Here is a 16,113-nt window from a genome sequence, read left to right on the forward strand (position 1 = left end):
TCACAGGTGATGTATGAGCACCGTCCGTAAAACCATTACGCTAACCAGTCAACAAAGCGATTGGGTTAAATCCCGTATCTCTGCCGGAGACTTCACTAATGACAGTGAATACATCCGCGATCTGATTCGTCGTGACCAGCAGCGTTCGTCACAGATTGCCGAGATTCAGGCAGCAATCGATGAAGGGCTTAACAGTGGCCCGGCAACTCCGTTGAACATGGAAGAGATTAAACGTAAAGCACGGCAGGAGGCCGCGCGACATGAACACACCTCTGACTATTAATAAGCTCCCCATAGCAGAGCGGGATCTTCTCGATATTTGGCTTTATACCGCTCGGCACTGGGGCGGGCAGAAAGCTGATGAATATATTGATGAGCTTCTGAATACTCTCAATCGCGTAGCGTCACAGCCTCTGACTTTTCCACTAAGATCCGAATTTAATCCATCCGTAAGAATGGCTTTTTGTAATCGTCATGTTCTGATCTGCCAAACGGATAAATTCAGCGTTACCTTGGTCCGGGTCATGCACCAAAGTACGGATTTAGTAACGTATCTGAGCGAGCAAGAGAACTGAACTCGCAGCCAGCCCGCAGTCGCGCTACAATCAGCGCTGATTTTTGAACCCTATCTTTAAAGAACAAAACGGACAGACGATTTCCCATGGGCAGAGCGTATCAAAACCGTAAAGAGTCGATGGCTAAAACGGCCGCGGCAAAAACCAAGGTCTACTCCAAATACGGCCGTGAAATTTACATGACAGCCAAAGCCGGTGGTTCTGACCCATCTGGCAACCTGTCACTGCGCTCCCTGATCGACCGTGCTAAGAAAGACCAGGTTCCGACTCACGTTATCGAAAAAGCCATCGCTAAAGCAGAAGGTGGCGCCGGTGAAGATTTCCAGCCTGCGCTGTATGAAGGTCTGGCTCCTGGCGGCGCGATGGTGCTGATCAGCGCATTAACCGATAACCCGAACCGTACCTTTGGTGAAATCCGTGGTGTTTTCTCCAAGTGTAAAGCCAAGCTGGGCACCCAGGGCTCGGTAAGCCACAGCTTCGAACACTGTGCAATGTTTGTATTCCCGGGTGAAGACGAAGAAGCGGCACTGGAAGCCCTGATGATGGCCGACGTCGATGTGGGCGAAATCGAATGTGAAGAGGGCATGATCTCTGTTCAGGTTCCGCCAACTGAATTCTTCAAAACCAAAACCGCACTGACCGAAATGGATGAAAACATCGATTTCGAAATGCAGGAAATCACTTACCTGCCACACGCTGAGCACGAAATCACAGCGGATAACGTTGAAGCCTTCGAGCGTTTTATCAACCTGATGAACGAGCTGGAAGATGTGCAGGAAATCTACCACAACGGTAGTTACACCAGCTAAGCACTGATTCCACGCATCAGTTTATAAAAGCCGTCAGCACACTGTGCTGACGGCTTTTTTCGTTCGGCATTTAACCGCCGTAAAAGGTCAACGCCTGCCACCAGCTGGTGCAATTTCGCCAATCCATCGAATTGTTACATAGCGCAATATAACAGTAATTTTTTTGTCATTTTCCACTGCGAACCTCTGCAACCAATTTTAAGCAATCGGATCAGCGGAGTTTCGACATGGGTAAAAAACTACTGGCTCTGGCCATCAGTGGCGCTTTGTTAAGTGCCTGTGGCAGTGACGATAACAACAGCAGCAAAAACGACAATAAAGACGGTGCTCAGAGCGCGCCGGCAGCACCGGTAACGGCAAAAGCGACCGGCGCTATTACTAAGATTGGTCAGTATCAGTCGGGGATTTACGACGATGGCGGTGCTGAGATTGTTTCCTTCGACGCCAGCACGGATAAGTTGTTTGTGGTGAATTCCGGTGATGCCACCATCGACGTTCTCGATCTGAAAGACCCGGCTAACCCACAAAAACTGACCACCATCGATGTTAAAGCAGCCAGCGTAAATGGCTTTACCGCAGGCGGAGCCAACAGCGTCGCGGTAAAAAATGGCAAGCTGGCAGTTGCGGTTGAAAACGACAACAAGCAGGGCAACGGCCAGGTTTACTTCTATAACAGCGATAGCATGGCATTTATTGGCGCTGCAGCAACCGGCGCATTACCGGATATGGTGACCTTTACACCAAACGGTGAGTACGTATTAAGTGCCAACGAAGGTGAGCCGAACGATGCGTACGACAACGACCCGGAAGGTTCTGTCTCCATCATCAAAGTCTCTGATATGACGGTACGTACCGCCGGTTTCTCTGAGTTCAACCAGGATAAACAAAGCCTGATCGAGAAGGGCGTTCGTATTGGCGGCCCGGCGGGTACCAGCGTGGCCCAGGATCTGGAGCCGGAATACATCACCGTCGATCGCGATAACAAAACGGCTTATGTTGCTCTGCAGGAAAACAACGCCATTGCCGTGGTTAATATCGCAGACGCAGAAGTGACATCGGTTCTGCCACTGGGCTACAAAGATCACAGCAAAGCGGGCAATGGCCTCGACGCCAATAAAAACGATAAAGCCGCCAACATCGAACTGTTACCGATCTGGGGCATGTATCAGCCAGATTCAATCGCCAGCTTTATGGCCAACGACGGCAAAACCTACATCGTCACCGCTAACGAAGGCGATGGCCGTGACTACGATGGTTTTAAAGACGAAGCAGATCTGAAAGACCTGAACTTGGACGCAGCGGCTTTCAGTTCAGCCATGCGCACCAAGCTGGGTGACAAGGACGGTCTTGGAGACCTGACCGTTGCCAATAACATCGGCGACAGCGACAACGATGGCGACTTCGATAAAGTTTATGCTTACGGCGCCCGCTCTTTCTCAATCTGGAACAGCAACATCCAGCTGGTATTCGATTCCGGCGACCAGTTCGAACAGAAAGTAAAAGAAGTGGCTCCGGATAACTTCAACGCCAGTAACGATAAAAACAAAATCGATAACCGCAGTGACAACAAAGGCCCGGAACCGGAAGGCCTGGCATTGGCGACTCTGGGCGATCAGACCTTTGCTTACATCGGTTTAGAACGTCAGGGTGGCATCATGGTGTACAACATCACCGATCCGGCACTGCCTGAGTTTGTTCAATACTTCAGCGATCGTAACTTCGCCGTAGAAGCGGACGAAAACAACGCTGCGGCTGCCGGTGATCTGGCGCCGGAAGGCATGTTGTTTATCTCAGCTGGCGATAGCCCAAGTGGTAAGCCGTTGCTGGTTGTTGGTAACGAAGTCAGTGGTACCACCTCGGTGTACGAAATCCGTTAATCCTCGGATTACGGAAGCCGTAAGCAAGATTTCAACACCAACCAAAGCCGGAGCGGAATACCCGCCCCGGCTTTTTTGTGCACCAAAAGTAACCATTTAGTCAGTAATTTGCCCTGATTCGGGGTGGATGGTAACAACCTCTGCGGCCCAGCGCGTTCCCGCCTAAAAGCTTATAACCCTATCTTTTATCCATATTTATCAATGGCTTACTACTTATTCATTACTATTATAACCAGTTGGTCAGCTAATTGCTAATAACAGCGCAGACAATAAATCAAAATACTCTGGAGAATACTTATGTCGGATTCTGCGCCTTCCGAACTGCTATACGGCTTAAACGATAAGCCACCCGCTCCGGCTGCCTTCCTGGCAGCGCTGCAACATATGCTTGCCAGCTTCGTTGGTATTATTACCCCAACGCTGATCATTGGTGGAGTGTTGGGATTAGGGGCAGAGATCCCGTATCTGATCAGCATGGCGCTGATTGTATCCGGTGTTGGTACCTTTATTCAGGCACGCCGCTTTGGTCCGGTTGGCTCGGGTCTGGTGGCGATTCAGGGCACCAGCTTTGCGTTTCTCGGCGCTGTTCTGGCTGCCGGGTTTATCGCCAAGGGCAAGGGAGGTGGCCCGGAAGAAATACTGTCACTGATTTTTGGTGTGTGTTTCTTTGGTGCCTTTATCGAAATTTTCCTCAGCCAGTTTCTGCATAAACTGAAAACCTTTATTAACCCGCTGGTCACCGGCATTGTCATCACCACCATTGGTTTTTACCTGATTAAAGTGGGGATGACGGATCTCGCCGGAGGCTTTAAAGCACCTGACTTCGGCAGCCTGGAAAACCTGGCGCTGGGTGGCTCAGTGTTGCTGCTGATCATCATCATGAATCAGAGCAGCAATCCCTTCCTGCGCTCCGGCGCCATTTTCTTTGGCTTGGTCGCTGGCTTTATTGCGGCCTTCTTTATGGGCAAGGTCGACTTCAGCAAACTGGCGGACATGGATTGGTTTGCACTGCCAATGCCGTTTAAATATGGCTTCTCATTCGATATCGAAGCCTTTATCCCGGTTGCCCTGATTTACCTGATCACCGCGATTGAATCATCAGGTGACCTGACGGCTACCTCGATGATCTCGCGTCAGTCGATTAATGACGACGCCTACCGTCAGCGTATTCGTGGCGGTGTTCTGGCCGACGGTGTTAACTCTATGATTGCTGCGGTATTTAATACCTTCCCGAACACCACTTTCAGTCAGAACAACGGGGTGATTCAACTGACCGGTATCGCCAGTCGTTATGTCGCCTTCTGGGTTGCCGGCATCCTGATTGTGCTCGGCTTGTTCCCGATGATTGGAGGTATCTTCCAGCAGCTGCCAAAACCTGTGCTTGGTGGTGCAACTCTGGTGATGTTTGGCACCATCGCCGCTGCGGGTATCCGTATTCTGGCAACGCTGGAGCTGGATCGCCGTACCATGCTGATTATGGCAGTATCTTTTGGTCTTGGCCTCGGGGTTGCGATGGTTCCGAACCTGCTCCAGGAAATGCCCAAACTGGTGCAGAACCTGTTTGGTTCGGCAGTGACCGTCAGTGGCCTGAGCGCGATTATTCTTAACACCTTGCTGCCGCAGAGCAGTGTGGCTGAAGCTGAAAGCAATAGTGCTGAACCGTCGGCCGTTACCGGCAGTGAAACAACCGCCTGATGTCACCGCACAACAAAAAAGCCGCGTCATTACTGACGCGGCTTTTTTGTCTGGGCTGCTCCAATTAAAGAACGACCCTGTTAAAGAGCGAACTCAGCTACCGATTGGCCAAATTAACGCTCAGCCAGCGCACCCCAGCGACCCGGTACCCAGCGACCATTGGAAGTACCGAAGTTCACATGGATATCCGAACCGGAAGTCAGCTTAGCGCGTAACTTCTTAGCTTCATAAGCACTCAGTGGCACGTCGTAACGGGAACCCGGGAACTCAGCAGAACACTTACTACCACCATCCCAGACGTTACCGGTGGCCGTCGTTACCGCCCAGTCGCCATTGGTTAAACGACAAGCAAACTGCTTCTGGCTGTTCCAGGCCAGCTTCATATAACGATCACCGGAAACGGTAAAACGTACGGTACGGCCATTGGCGTAAGCACTGTAAGTATCTTCCGGACCAATCGCCCACAGCTGTGCATTCAGCGGTGCGCCCTGGTTATCAATCGATGACTCTTCGAGCATATCCAGACCAAAACCGTTAACGCCGTTTTCCAGACCAATTTTGGCATCCGGGCCACTGATCACGTCATTACAGAAGTTGTTATGACACTCCTGGGAACGCAGCAGACGATCTTCATTGAAGTGGTTCTGATGGATGTTAATGCCCGCCACGCCAATATTGGTTTCGAAGTTCACATGAACACTTGCCGCCAGGCTACAGCCGTTGCTGCCACCACTTTTATAGAAGAACACACGTTTGCCCTGGGCAATCATATCGTCCAGCTTAAAAGGCTTCGGCAGGTTCTGACAGCTGCCAGCGCTGTAGACGATGTCACCCATCCAGGCGACGTCTTTCTGCAGCTGGCGATAACCGTCGCTATTGCCGTCCATATCATCCTGAAGGAAGAAGAACACCGCGTCGTTATCGTCGGCACCTTTTAGCCAGGTATCCACTTCACCCAGCATGCGACGCAAACTGGTGGTGAAGCTGGAGAAATTACAATCCACTGAGTGACACACTTTGGTTTTATCGCCACCGCCACGCACATCCAGTTCGAAGAAACGCACACCCAACTGGAGCTGCTCAATCAACGCACGACGGTGGTTTGGCCCAGGAATCGCCTGACCACCAAAATACGCCGTGCTGTTAAAGGCATTATGCGATGCCAGAATGCTGGCCTGACGAATTGGTGCTTTTGCCGCTAACGATTCGTTAATATCGATTGCCGCTTCGGTTGAGCTTGGTGCCTGACTGATCACCTTAAATGAGTCGATATTGTCTTCAACCCAGCTACCCGGGCGTTTATCCAGATTCGAACTGGAGCGGTTCAGTGTGGTGTATTTTTTATCCGTGCGGAAACCCGGGTATTCATAAATGGTGGCTGCTGCGTTGCCAGACACTGTGATCGATGAGGCGTTGTTACGACCCTGAGCCACATGGTTCATATCATCTTCCGACTGACCGGCCGTCAGACAGTGTGGCGTACCGCGGAAGCCCGGGTGCTCAAACAGACACACAAAATCGTTATTAGCGCGCAGCTTCACCTTAAACGAGCTGATGCCATCGTTCAGGTCATCCATCTTGTACGTGTTACCCATGATGTTGGTGCGCTTACCGCCATAACTGCCGTGCTCAAAGATCTCGGCGTAGGCATTACCATAGGTTTTGATGGAAGAGATTTTGTCGTTGCGGGAAGAACCAATCCAGCCAACGTTACCCGGCGAATAGCACCATTCGGCGCCGGTGTATTCCGGGTGTTCATAGAAACAAACTTTATCTTCTGCAGCGGCAAAGCTGCTGGCCCCCGCGAGTACCGCCAGGGACAGAAGTGATTTAAGACGTGGATTCATAAGGAACCTCAGACAGGGTTATTGTTATTATTTTATTGATATAAACATCATTCTAAGGAATGAAACGAGTTCATATCATAACCAGCTAATATAACCCTGCCTGCGCCAATTCGAGACGAACGTACAAATATATGGCGCGATTTAATCAGTCGTGTTTTACAGCGATTTCATTGCCCGCCGGACCGACGGCAAATGGCGGCGGCTAACTGCGATGCCTTCTTCCAGCCCCTTCAGAAACAAGGTGTGCCCACCTTCCTCCAGCGTTTCCAGTCGATCCAGTCGTTGGCGTGATACCAGAGCACTGCGATGCACCCGCAGGAACTGATCACCAAACTCTTCTTCCAGCTGTTTCAGCGAATCATCAATCAGGGTTTCGCCCTGGGCATGGTGAACGTTGACGTATTTCTGGTCAGCGTAGAAATAAAACACATCCGCTAATGGAATCAGCTGTATACCCGCATGGGTGCGCGCACTGATATGGGTGCGGCAACCATTGCTGTCTTCCTGTTCTTCCGGCTGCTGATCCAGCCATTGCACGGCACGTTGCAGTGCCCGGCTCAGATCGTCCTTGGCGATTGGCTTCATCAGATAGTCGATGGCTTTAACCCGGAATGCCTGCAGCGCATGTTCATCGTAAGCAGTGCAGAACACCACCAGAGGTACATGATCAAAACTCTGTAATTCTTCCGCGACCTGCAATCCGGTTTTGCCCGGCATCTGAATATCCAGCAGCACCAGATCGCATTTATGCTGACGCAGCCAGGATAAGGCAGCCTCGCCATCACCGGCTTCTGCCACCCATTCAAAATCGCTGTGTTCGAGTAATAATCGCTTCAGTCGTTCCCGCGCCAGTGGCTCATCATCCACCAGCAGTACGCGATATCCCATTAGTTATCCCCCACATCCGGCTGTACCTGCGGCAAATACAGCTGGGCTAAATATTGCTGGCCTAAATCTTCGATTCGCAGCTCAGCCAACTGCGACTCGTCGCTGATGGCTTCAAGGCGGGCACGGATATTCGCCTGAGCCATATGGTTACCGTGATTGGTAGCGACCGAAGGGTCCTTGGAATTAAGGATTTCCAGCAGCCAACCACCATTTTTCTGAGTCAGAGTGATCGTGATTGAGCCGCCCTTAATCACCGGCTGAATACCATGGTAGACGGCGTTTTCCAGTAAAGGTTGCAGCAACAGCTGTGGAACCTGTAATTCCGGTAATTCATGCGGCAGTTCGAAGTTAACCGTCATACGCTCGCCCAAACGTACCTGCTCGATATCCAGATATCGCCGTCCCAGCTCAATCTCCTGGGCAATGGGTACCAGCTTGTCGTCAGCCTTTAATACCGCACGGAACAACTGCGCCAGATCCACCAGCATACGTTCAGCTTTGTCCGGATCAATCACAATCAGAGAAGCAACGGTGTTGAGAGTATTAAAAAAGAAATGAGGACGGATATTGGCCTGCAGCGCAGCCAGGCGGGATTTCAGCTCCGCCTGGGTTTTCAGACGCCACTGACTTTGTACATAGAAATACCGTAACGCCATCATGGAAAAAATAGCGGCTATCACCTGATTGCGCAGCACCCAGGGCCAATCAATTCCCGGAGTATCCATCGGCCAGACATATTCACCAATCAGGCTGACCAGTACGGTGACCGCCTGCGTAATCAACATCGCCAACGCTGAAGCACTGACCACATGCAATCGTGACATCAGCACCCGCAGCTGACACAAAGCCGCCACCGACAGCAACGCCACCCACTGCACAAATAAAGAAACAATGGCAAAACGCTGCCAGGAGAAACGCGGCAATCCGGTTTCGATCAGGGTTAACGCCAATACCAGCGCTTCACTGAGAATCAGCAGGAACATCACCGCCCGGGTGTTACACAGGTCGGGCAGAAAAAACGCTTCTAACAAGTCCTGCTGTTTTTCGTGTTCGGCTTTTTTATCGTTATTGCTGAAAGCCACGGAGATCCCTGATTTCTGGTTGGAATAACGGCTTAGTCTCCGATGTGTCAGCAATTACCGCAAGGTATCTGTCACCAAATGGTGGTGAAACAGGGACAGAATGCGTAGTGGTTGGTTATAATCCGCCGCCATAACGCTGTCCGCCTGCCAAACGAGCAGGTGCCCGTCGAACAATTAGAGGTGTGATATGACTGATCAGAACCAAACCAACTCATCTTGGGGTGGCCGTTTTTCCGAACCAACAGACGCCTTTGTTGCGCGTTACACCGCTTCGGTAAACTTCGATCAGCGTATGTACGCTCAGGACATTCAGGGCTCAGTGGCACACGCAAAAATGCTGTGCAAAGTAGGCGTACTGAGCGAGCAGGAGCGTGACGATATCCTGCGAGGCCTGGAAGAAGTTCGCCAGGAAATCGAAAGCGGCAACTTCAACTGGTCTGTTGAGCTGGAAGACGTTCATATGAACATCGAAGCGGCGCTGACTGCCAAAATCGGCATCACCGGCAAGAAGCTGCACACCGGCCGTTCCCGTAACGACCAGGTAGCCACCGATATTCGTCTGTATATGCGTGACGAAATCGACGTGATTGCCGCTGAGCTGACTCGCCTGCAGCAAGGTCTGGTTGAGCTGGCCGAAAAACAAGCCGACACCATTATGCCGGGCTTCACTCACCTGCAAACCGCACAGCCAGTGACCTTCGGTCATCACCTGCTGGCCTGGAACGAAATGCTGGAGCGCGATTACGCCCGACTGATGGACTGCCGTAAGCGTATCAATATCCTGCCATTAGGCGCTGCTGCTCTGGCCGGTACCACTTACCCGATTGATCGTTTCTACACCGCTGAGCTGCTGGGCTTTGATCGTCCAACTGAGAACAGCCTGGATTCGGTATCCGACCGTGACTTCGCCATTGAGTTCACCAGCGCGGCGTCGCTGATCATGATGCACATGTCACGCTTCTCGGAGGAGCTGGTTTTGTGGGCTTCGGCTCAGTTCCAGTTTATCGATCTGCCAGATCGCTTCTGCACCGGCTCATCCATCATGCCGCAGAAGAAAAACCCGGACGTACCTGAACTGGTTCGTGGTAAAACCGGTCGTGTGTATGGCCACATGATTTCTCTGCTGACGCTGATGAAGTCGCAGCCGCTGGCGTACAACAAAGACAACCAGGAAGACAAAGAGCCGCTGTTCGATACTGTCGATACTTTGCGTGACTCCCTGCGTGCTTTTGCTGATATGGCGCCGCACCTGCAGCCGAAAAAAGAATTTATGTACGAAGCCGCCAAGCGTGGTTTCTCCACCGCCACCGACCTTGCAGACTACGTAGTGCGCAAAGGCATTCCATTCCGTGATGCTCACGAGATTGTTGGTAAAGCCGTGGCTTACGGCATCGAAACTGGTAAAGACCTGAGTGATATGACGCTGGAAGAACTGCAACAGTTCTCGGACGAAATCACCGCCGACGTATTCGACGTATTAACGTTGGAAGGTTCGGTTGCTGCTCGTGACCATATTGGTGGTACTGCACCGAATCAGGTGCGTGCAGCTTCTGCTCGTGCCAAAGAAGCACTGGCGCAGCGTTAAGTACCGGCGCTCTAAAACACAAAAGCCCGTTGCAGAGCGATCTGTAACGGGCTTTTTTTGAGCTGATTCCGGTGTCAGAACCAGAAATTAACTACCGGTTTTTAACACTGCATCTTTGCGCTTAAACCATCCGGCAACATTCACCACCGTCACAAAGCGGAACACCAGAACCGCGTGGATAAAACCGATAATGCCGCCCATGACGTAATCACCAGCAGCCATCATATCCCACACCATGGCAGGTAAAACCAGAATCGGGAACCAGGCAAAAAAGCGGTAAAACACCTTCTCAAAGCGTGATATCGCCGGGTTTTTATCTTCAACCGGCGCTTCGGTTACCACTTTCTTCTCTGTCTTTTTACTCTTCTTCGCCATCAACCTGCTCCCGTCTGAGCAGATGCCGTCGCACCTGCTGTGTTATTTTTGTTCAACTGATAGCAGACCACAGCCTATGGACCAGTCACACTGGCCTTTAGTCTAAGACCGACAAGCTTGCCTGAGCAGATGCAATTTCCGGCCATGCGCCGCACAATAACGGCTTTAACACCCTACAGAGAACCGACGTGTTACCACTGGTTTATCATCCGAATTATTCCTGCCCGTTTCCGGAAAACCATCGCTTTGTGATGTCTAAGTTCCGCCGCCTGCACGCATATTGCGATCAGCAAGGATTAATCGGCGGCAGCAATCTGTTCCAGCCCGAATCAGTCAGCAAAGCAGTGATGAGTATTGCTCACGATATGGATTATCTGCAGATGATCAACGAGCAGAATGACGACACTGACCCGGTCAATAAAAAAGCCTGGCGGCGGATTGGTTTGCCCTGGAGTCAGGGGTTGGTTGATCGTACTTTCACGGCACCCAATGGCACATTGTTAACTGCGCAGCTGGCATTGCGATATGGCATGGCCAGCCATCTGGCTGGCGGTACTCACCATGCACATCGCGACTTTGGCTCCGGCTTTTGCCTGTTGAATGATCTGGCATTTGCTGCCTTATCCCTATTAAAAACAGGCGAGGTTAACAAAGTCTTAATCTTTGATCTGGATGTGCATCAGGGCGACGGTACTGCCGCAATCCTGAAAAACGAATCACGCGCTTTTACCTGCTCCATTCATTGCGAGAAGAACTTTCCATTCCGTAAATCCGCCAGCGATCTCGACATCGGTTTGGATAAACATCTCGGAGATAATGACTACCTTAATATTGTTGAAAACACCCTGAAGCAGTTACTCGACGAACAACAGCCGGATATCGTGCTGTACGACGCCGGTGCAGATGTGTGGATTGATGATGAGTTAGGTCATCTGGATATCAGCTGGGAAGGCGTGCAACAACGTGACGAGCTGGTACTGAGTACCTGCCTGCAACGCCATATCCCGGTTGCCACTGTAATTGGCGGCGGCTACGACAAAGACCACAACCGCCTGGCCAAACGCCATGCGATTATTGTCGAATCGGCTGCACATCTGTTTCATCAGTACCTGGATTAAGACTACAGGCTGACTTTCTCGCACCTGAGTGCAAGGGTTAAGCAAAGACTTAAGCCGGTCATTTACAGTACACTTGTGCCGTTTTACTGTGTTAAGCCGTTGACCGATCAAACAATAACAAAGGTTAAAACCGTGCAACTCTCTCGCCTTGCTCTCACTGTATTAATTCCCTCCGTTATGGCTCTGACAGCTTGTTCAGGTAATGGCTCTTCCACAAAGTCAGCAGCACAACCAGAAGAAACTCCACCGACAAGCAACGATGGTGGTGATGGTAATACCGGTGGTGGGGACGGCAATACTGGTGGCGGTGACGGCAATAACGGTGGCAGTGACGGCAATAACGGTGGCGGTGACGGCAATAACGGTGGCGGGGACGGCAATAACGGTGGCGGGGACGGCAATACCGGTGGTGGTGACGGCAATACCGGCGGCGGAAAACCTGTTAATAACGACGGTATAGACGGCAACTGTATATACGCTCAGGCAGATTACCAACCGCCTCAACCTTATAGCCTGACTGAATACCTCAGCACATCTCTGAACAGCGACACTTACACGATACGTCAGGGCCAGGAAGTTACTGCCGCTGACACTGATTTAACCGGAACCTGGTTGCTGGTACATAACCAAACCAGAAAATCGACAAACAGCCGGGAGCAAGAAATCGAGCAGTCACAAACGCGAATGGTGTTTGTGATCAGGGAACAAAATGGTCAGATACAACACTCTCAATGCACAGCCGCACGTGACTCAAGTGGTCATTTGCTTAATAGCTTTGTTGACCTGAACAAAACCAACCTCAATGATCAAATAGATTTAAATTTATTCAACGTCACGCTTAAAGCTCCACTCAAAATTGAAAGCAATACCCGTATGGTAGGCATTCCAATTGATGGCAGCGGCGAGAACTCTATAGTCGAGCGCGTCGAGTATTACGATCAGTTCACAAAGGCAGTAAAGATATCAGCGGACACTGGCCCTATAGGAAGCATGTCACTAAGCGCAGAAAATGGGACGGTGAATCACAACAACGAAAATGTTTACTGCATCTCTCAAACGCTTTTAACGGACAGCTTAGCTCAATGCAAAAACAGCTCTGTTTTTCGTGGCAGAACGTCCCTGCTAACTGTCAGAGCGGATAGCAAAGTGCGCTTTGAGCTTGGTATTGGAGGATCAAACCAGGCGGTAAACGACCTAATACTATTCCGTTATGACGAAGGTGATAGCGAACTTAACTCGGATACAATCCGCGAACAGATCTACTCTGACACCACTCAAAATATATCTAAAATAAATATGAACATTGGTAAAAGCCTGATAACCGGAACAATGACAATATCAGGGCAGTTAGGGAGTGATTCAAACACAATTGACGCCACGGCAAATACATCGCTCAACGTGGTTATTCCATTGCAAATACCTTAATCACTCATCACTCTCGGTAAACACTCCAGCATTTGTTGCTTTAACCACATCAGCGCAGGGTCACGATTGGCCTTGCGATGCCAGTAAAGATGAACCTCCACCGCTGGCGTCTCTAGCGGCAACGGAGTTATACGGATACCACCAGCCTGCTCCATCTGGCGGGCGTAACTCAACGGCAAAGTCACCAGTAAGTCGGTTTCTTTAGCCACTTGCAGCGCCGCATAATAATTCTGACAGCGTAAGCTGATTTCGCGGTTCAGACCCAACCGGCTCAGTGCAAAGTCTTCAACACCAGGCCCTTCATTACGGCTGGAAACCAGAATATGGCGCGCTTTCGCATAGTGCTCCATAGTGAGCTTCTGGCCCACCAGCTTATGGTCACACCGCATTGCAACGGCAAGATGTTCACAGCCCAGTGGCTGATGCTCAATATCACTGTTAACCGGCAATAACACGTCCGCAGCAAAGTCGATCTGACCACGACTGAGCTGATTGATCATATCCCGGCGCGGCACCCGCAAACTGCGCAGCTGAATGTTGGGTGCGGTTTTCTGCAGGTGAACCATTAATGGCGGCAGGGCGGTAAATTCCATCACATCACGGGCTGCCAGGGTAAATACCCGACTGGCTTCCGCGGGCTCAAACGCCAGACCTTCACCCAATGTCGACTCAAGATCCTGTAGCGCCGATCGCACCCGCTGCACGATCGCTTTTGCCAACGGTGTTGGCGCCATGCCTTTGCCTGCGCGCTCAAACAGAGGGTCATCAAAACGCTCCCGCAGACGCGCAAGTGCATGACTTACTGCCGGCTGAGACAGATGCAGTTGCTGCGCAGCACTGGTCAGATTGCCTTCCCGATAGATTGCATCGAACACCACAAACAGATTGAGATCGACTCGGGATAAATTAATTTCCTGCATTGTCAGCTGAACCATAAATTCATTTGATCAATAGGTTATCAGCAATGCGGCCAATTGAGGATAACGATGGAACTTTGTGTCCCGTCATTGTTCAAAACACACACAACGACAACATGCGCATAAATGCAGCTCAGGGGACATCATGATGGAATATAAAGTACGCAAGACTCTCGCTATATCCGCCTTCGCCTTAACACTGGTGGCTTGTGGCAGTGACAGCAATAAAAGCTCGGCGCCTAAGGTTGATCCGGGTAGCGGCACCGTTAGCTACACACTGACTTTTAAACAAACCTGGAATCAGACCGATTTCCCAACTAACTTCCCGGGAAACCCTCACTTTTCTCCATTGGTGGGAGCTACTCATAACAGCCAGGTGGTTATCTGGCGTCCGGCAAATCAGGGCGGAGCAAAAACAACCGCAGGTCTGGAGGTGGTAGCAGAAACCGGTTCAACAGCGACCTTTATCTCTGAGCTGACTGCCGCCAAGCAGGCTGATGGTCATATTGATTCTATTTTCGCTCGCAGTGGCGCAACTAATTCACCGGGTACACAAACCCAGACGATTAAGCTCAGTACTCAATTCCCACTGGTATCAGCTGTCAGCATGATCGCACCAAGTCCGGACTGGTTTGTCGGTATTCGTGACGTCAACCTGTACCCGAGTGGCGAATGGCTGGATGAAGTCACCGTGGATCTGCGCCTTTATGATTCCGATACCGATGAAGGCCAAACCTTTACCGCAGCGAATCAAGAGGGCGGTGACCGCAATATCCATCTGGTTACCACACAGGCTAACGAAACTGATTTTAACAACGGCGTTCACCGTACCAGCGGGGCTTTTGTTGGTCAGATGATTCTGAAGCGGCAATAAACAGAAACATTTGTCGCTTTGACCTGGCGCCATGATCTCCCTATATTGACACTGTAAACATAACGATAAGTGCATAAACAAGGAATCAGAGATCATGGCCCAACCGTCCGACAACTCCAGCTTTAATTACAGCTGCTTTGCTATCGAAGTCAGCGATCAGATTGCCCACCTGCAGTTCTGCCGACCGGCGGAACTGAACTCTATGAACAAAGCCTTCTGGCTTGAGCTGCCACAGGCGATCCGTGATATCGAGACTAACTCGGACGCCCGGGTCATTGTTATTTCCTCGACTGGTAAACACTTCTCCGCCGGAATGGATCTGGGCGTATTTTCCGATTCCAAAGCCGTGCCTATGTCTGGCGACCCGGGTCGAATGGCTGAAAATCTGCGCCGGGTTGTTCTCCAGTTACAGGACAGCCTGAGCTCTCTGGAAAAGGTACGCCTGCCGGTTCTGACCGCAGTGCAGGGCGGCTGCATCGGTGGCGCACTGGACCTGGTATGTGCTTCCGATATGCGTTACTGCACCGCCGACAGTTACTTCAATATCAAAGAAACTGAAATTGGTATGACGGCAGACGTCGGCACATTGCAGCGTATGCCGAAACTGATTCCAGCCGGTATCGTGCGCGAACTGGCTTACACTGGTCGTAAGTTCCAGGCCGCTGAAGCCTTACAGTTAGGTTTCGTTAACCAGGTGTTCGATAGTCAGGAAGCCATGCTGGACGGCGTTATGACTATCGCCAAACAAATCGCTCAGAATTCACCGTTGGCCGTTACCGGCTGCAAGGAAATGCTGAACTACAGCCGCGATCACAGTGTTGAAGACAGCCTGAAATATATGGCGACCTGGCAAGCGGGCATGTTCCGTCCGGTTGATCTGATGAAGAGCTTCCAGGCCAAAGCAACCAAACAACCGGCATCGTATGATGATCTGTTCCCTCACAAAGGCCTGTTCGAGCAATAAGTCAGGTGGCGTAAGCTGCCAGTCGCTGAATCTCGTCTAAGCTAAAAATATTCAACGCTGCCCGCCAGACATAGCTGTGCAG

Annotated in this window: 15 protein-coding genes; 10 read left to right on the forward strand and 5 right to left on the reverse strand. The window is 51.0% G+C overall.

Annotation, left to right across the window (positions count from 1 at the left end; translation table 11 throughout):
- Positions 1 to 13 precede the first annotated feature (13 nt).
- The 5 genes from ACOQOZ_RS14105 to ACOQOZ_RS14125 all read left to right on the forward strand — a co-directional run bounded on the left by ACOQOZ_RS14105 (position 14) and on the right by ACOQOZ_RS14125 (position 4,956).
- Positions 14 to 283, forward strand: a complete 270-nt coding sequence (locus ACOQOZ_RS14105; RefSeq protein ID WP_420588790.1) for a type II toxin-antitoxin system ParD family antitoxin — start codon at positions 14 to 16, stop codon at positions 281 to 283.
- Positions 261 to 575, forward strand: coding sequence for a type II toxin-antitoxin system RelE/ParE family toxin (locus tag ACOQOZ_RS14110; RefSeq protein WP_420588791.1), 315 nt, complete (start codon positions 261 to 263; stop codon positions 573 to 575). Before ACOQOZ_RS14105 ends, ACOQOZ_RS14110 begins: the two co-directional genes overlap by 23 nt.
- Positions 576 to 661: 86 nt before the next feature.
- Entirely contained in the window at positions 662 to 1,384 is a 723-nt protein-coding gene (locus ACOQOZ_RS14115) for a YebC/PmpR family DNA-binding transcriptional regulator (RefSeq protein WP_420588792.1), read from the forward strand.
- A gap of 227 nt (positions 1,385 to 1,611) precedes the next feature.
- The gene (locus tag ACOQOZ_RS14120) at positions 1,612 to 3,261 is read left to right on the forward strand and encodes a choice-of-anchor I family protein (RefSeq protein ID WP_420588793.1); all 1,650 of its coding nucleotides are present in this window, start codon (positions 1,612 to 1,614) and stop codon (positions 3,259 to 3,261) included.
- Positions 3,262 to 3,558: 297 nt separating this feature from the next.
- On the forward strand, positions 3,559 to 4,956 hold the full coding sequence (locus tag ACOQOZ_RS14125) for a nucleobase:cation symporter-2 family protein (protein ID WP_420588794.1): 1,398 nt from the start codon (positions 3,559 to 3,561) through the stop codon (positions 4,954 to 4,956).
- A gap of 113 nt (positions 4,957 to 5,069) precedes the next feature.
- Here ACOQOZ_RS14125 and ACOQOZ_RS14130 read toward each other — a convergent pair whose 3' ends face one another.
- The 3 genes from ACOQOZ_RS14130 to ACOQOZ_RS14140 all read right to left on the reverse strand — a co-directional run bounded on the left by ACOQOZ_RS14130 (position 5,070) and on the right by ACOQOZ_RS14140 (position 8,773).
- Positions 5,070 to 6,803, reverse strand: a complete 1,734-nt coding sequence (locus ACOQOZ_RS14130) for a peptidase inhibitor family I36 protein (protein ID WP_420588795.1) — start codon at positions 6,801 to 6,803, stop codon at positions 5,070 to 5,072.
- A gap of 156 nt (positions 6,804 to 6,959) precedes the next feature.
- Positions 6,960 to 7,691, reverse strand: a complete 732-nt coding sequence (locus ACOQOZ_RS14135) for a LytR/AlgR family response regulator transcription factor (protein ID WP_420588796.1) — start codon at positions 7,689 to 7,691, stop codon at positions 6,960 to 6,962.
- Positions 7,691 to 8,773 carry a sensor histidine kinase gene (locus ACOQOZ_RS14140; protein WP_420588797.1) on the reverse strand — a complete coding sequence of 361 codons (1,083 nt, stop codon included), beginning with the start codon at positions 8,771 to 8,773 and terminating at the stop codon, positions 7,691 to 7,693. Before ACOQOZ_RS14140 ends, ACOQOZ_RS14135 begins: the two co-directional genes overlap by 1 nt.
- 187 nt (positions 8,774 to 8,960) lie before the next feature.
- Here ACOQOZ_RS14140 and argH point away from each other — a divergent pair, with 187 nt between their 5' ends.
- A complete protein-coding gene (gene argH / locus ACOQOZ_RS14145) occupies positions 8,961 to 10,358 on the forward strand; it encodes an argininosuccinate lyase (RefSeq protein WP_420588798.1) in 1,398 nt (465 codons plus the stop codon).
- An 87-nt stretch (positions 10,359 to 10,445) separates the two neighbouring features.
- Here argH and ACOQOZ_RS14150 read toward each other — a convergent pair whose 3' ends face one another.
- The gene (locus ACOQOZ_RS14150) at positions 10,446 to 10,733 is read right to left on the reverse strand and encodes a hypothetical protein (protein WP_420588799.1); all 288 of its coding nucleotides are present in this window, start codon (positions 10,731 to 10,733) and stop codon (positions 10,446 to 10,448) included.
- 188 nt (positions 10,734 to 10,921) lie between these two features.
- Between ACOQOZ_RS14150 and ACOQOZ_RS14155 the strand changes: the two genes are divergently transcribed.
- Both ACOQOZ_RS14155 and ACOQOZ_RS14160 read left to right on the forward strand, forming a co-directional pair.
- Positions 10,922 to 11,851, forward strand: coding sequence for a histone deacetylase (locus tag ACOQOZ_RS14155; protein ID WP_420588800.1), 930 nt, complete (start codon positions 10,922 to 10,924; stop codon positions 11,849 to 11,851).
- Between the two features lie 132 nt (positions 11,852 to 11,983).
- A complete protein-coding gene (locus tag ACOQOZ_RS14160) occupies positions 11,984 to 13,276 on the forward strand; it encodes a hypothetical protein (RefSeq protein WP_420588801.1) in 1,293 nt (430 codons plus the stop codon).
- Here ACOQOZ_RS14160 and ACOQOZ_RS14165 read toward each other — a convergent pair.
- Positions 13,273 to 14,211 (reverse strand): LysR family transcriptional regulator, encoded by a 939-nt coding sequence (locus ACOQOZ_RS14165; RefSeq protein ID WP_420588802.1) that lies wholly within the window; start codon positions 14,209 to 14,211, stop codon positions 13,273 to 13,275. The two genes, ACOQOZ_RS14160 and ACOQOZ_RS14165, sit on opposite strands and share 4 nt — an antisense overlap.
- Before the next feature lie 127 nt (positions 14,212 to 14,338).
- Here ACOQOZ_RS14165 and ACOQOZ_RS14170 point away from each other — a divergent pair, with 127 nt between their 5' ends.
- Together ACOQOZ_RS14170 and ACOQOZ_RS14175 are read left to right on the forward strand one after the other, a co-directional pair.
- A complete protein-coding gene (locus ACOQOZ_RS14170; RefSeq protein ID WP_420588803.1) occupies positions 14,339 to 15,067 on the forward strand; it encodes a spondin domain-containing protein in 729 nt (242 codons plus the stop codon).
- Positions 15,068 to 15,161: 94 nt separating this feature from the next.
- Positions 15,162 to 16,031 carry a crotonase/enoyl-CoA hydratase family protein gene (locus ACOQOZ_RS14175; RefSeq protein ID WP_420588804.1) on the forward strand — a complete coding sequence of 290 codons (870 nt, stop codon included), beginning with the start codon at positions 15,162 to 15,164 and terminating at the stop codon, positions 16,029 to 16,031.
- The last annotated feature ends 82 nt before the right edge of the window (positions 16,032 to 16,113 follow it).

The sequence above is a fragment of the Bacterioplanoides sp. genome (assembly GCF_965219715.1).
Taxonomy (GTDB): domain Bacteria; phylum Pseudomonadota; class Gammaproteobacteria; order Pseudomonadales; family Oceanobacteraceae; genus Bacterioplanoides.

Excerpts from the sequence above, each read along its gene's own strand:
- ACOQOZ_RS14105 (WP_420588790.1), top strand. The coding sequence starts at position 14 with ATGAGCACCGTCCGTAAAACCATTACGCTAACCAGTCAACAAAGCGAT.
- ACOQOZ_RS14110 (WP_420588791.1), top strand. The coding sequence starts at position 261 with ATGAACACACCTCTGACTATTAATAAGCTCCCCATAGCAGAGCGGGAT.
- ACOQOZ_RS14115 (WP_420588792.1), top strand. The coding sequence starts at position 662 with ATGGGCAGAGCGTATCAAAACCGTAAAGAGTCGATGGCTAAAACGGCC.
- ACOQOZ_RS14120 (WP_420588793.1), top strand. The coding sequence starts at position 1,612 with ATGGGTAAAAAACTACTGGCTCTGGCCATCAGTGGCGCTTTGTTAAGT.
- ACOQOZ_RS14125 (WP_420588794.1), top strand. The coding sequence starts at position 3,559 with ATGTCGGATTCTGCGCCTTCCGAACTGCTATACGGCTTAAACGATAAG.
- ACOQOZ_RS14130 (WP_420588795.1), bottom strand. The coding sequence starts at position 6,803 with ATGAATCCACGTCTTAAATCACTTCTGTCCCTGGCGGTACTCGCGGGG.
- ACOQOZ_RS14135 (WP_420588796.1), bottom strand. The coding sequence starts at position 7,691 with ATGGGATATCGCGTACTGCTGGTGGATGATGAGCCACTGGCGCGGGAA.
- argH (WP_420588798.1), top strand. The coding sequence starts at position 8,961 with ATGACTGATCAGAACCAAACCAACTCATCTTGGGGTGGCCGTTTTTCC.
- ACOQOZ_RS14150 (WP_420588799.1), bottom strand. The coding sequence starts at position 10,733 with ATGGCGAAGAAGAGTAAAAAGACAGAGAAGAAAGTGGTAACCGAAGCG.
- ACOQOZ_RS14165 (WP_420588802.1), bottom strand. The coding sequence starts at position 14,211 with ATGGTTCAGCTGACAATGCAGGAAATTAATTTATCCCGAGTCGATCTC.
- ACOQOZ_RS14170 (WP_420588803.1), top strand. The coding sequence starts at position 14,339 with ATGATGGAATATAAAGTACGCAAGACTCTCGCTATATCCGCCTTCGCC.
- ACOQOZ_RS14175 (WP_420588804.1), top strand. The coding sequence starts at position 15,162 with ATGGCCCAACCGTCCGACAACTCCAGCTTTAATTACAGCTGCTTTGCT.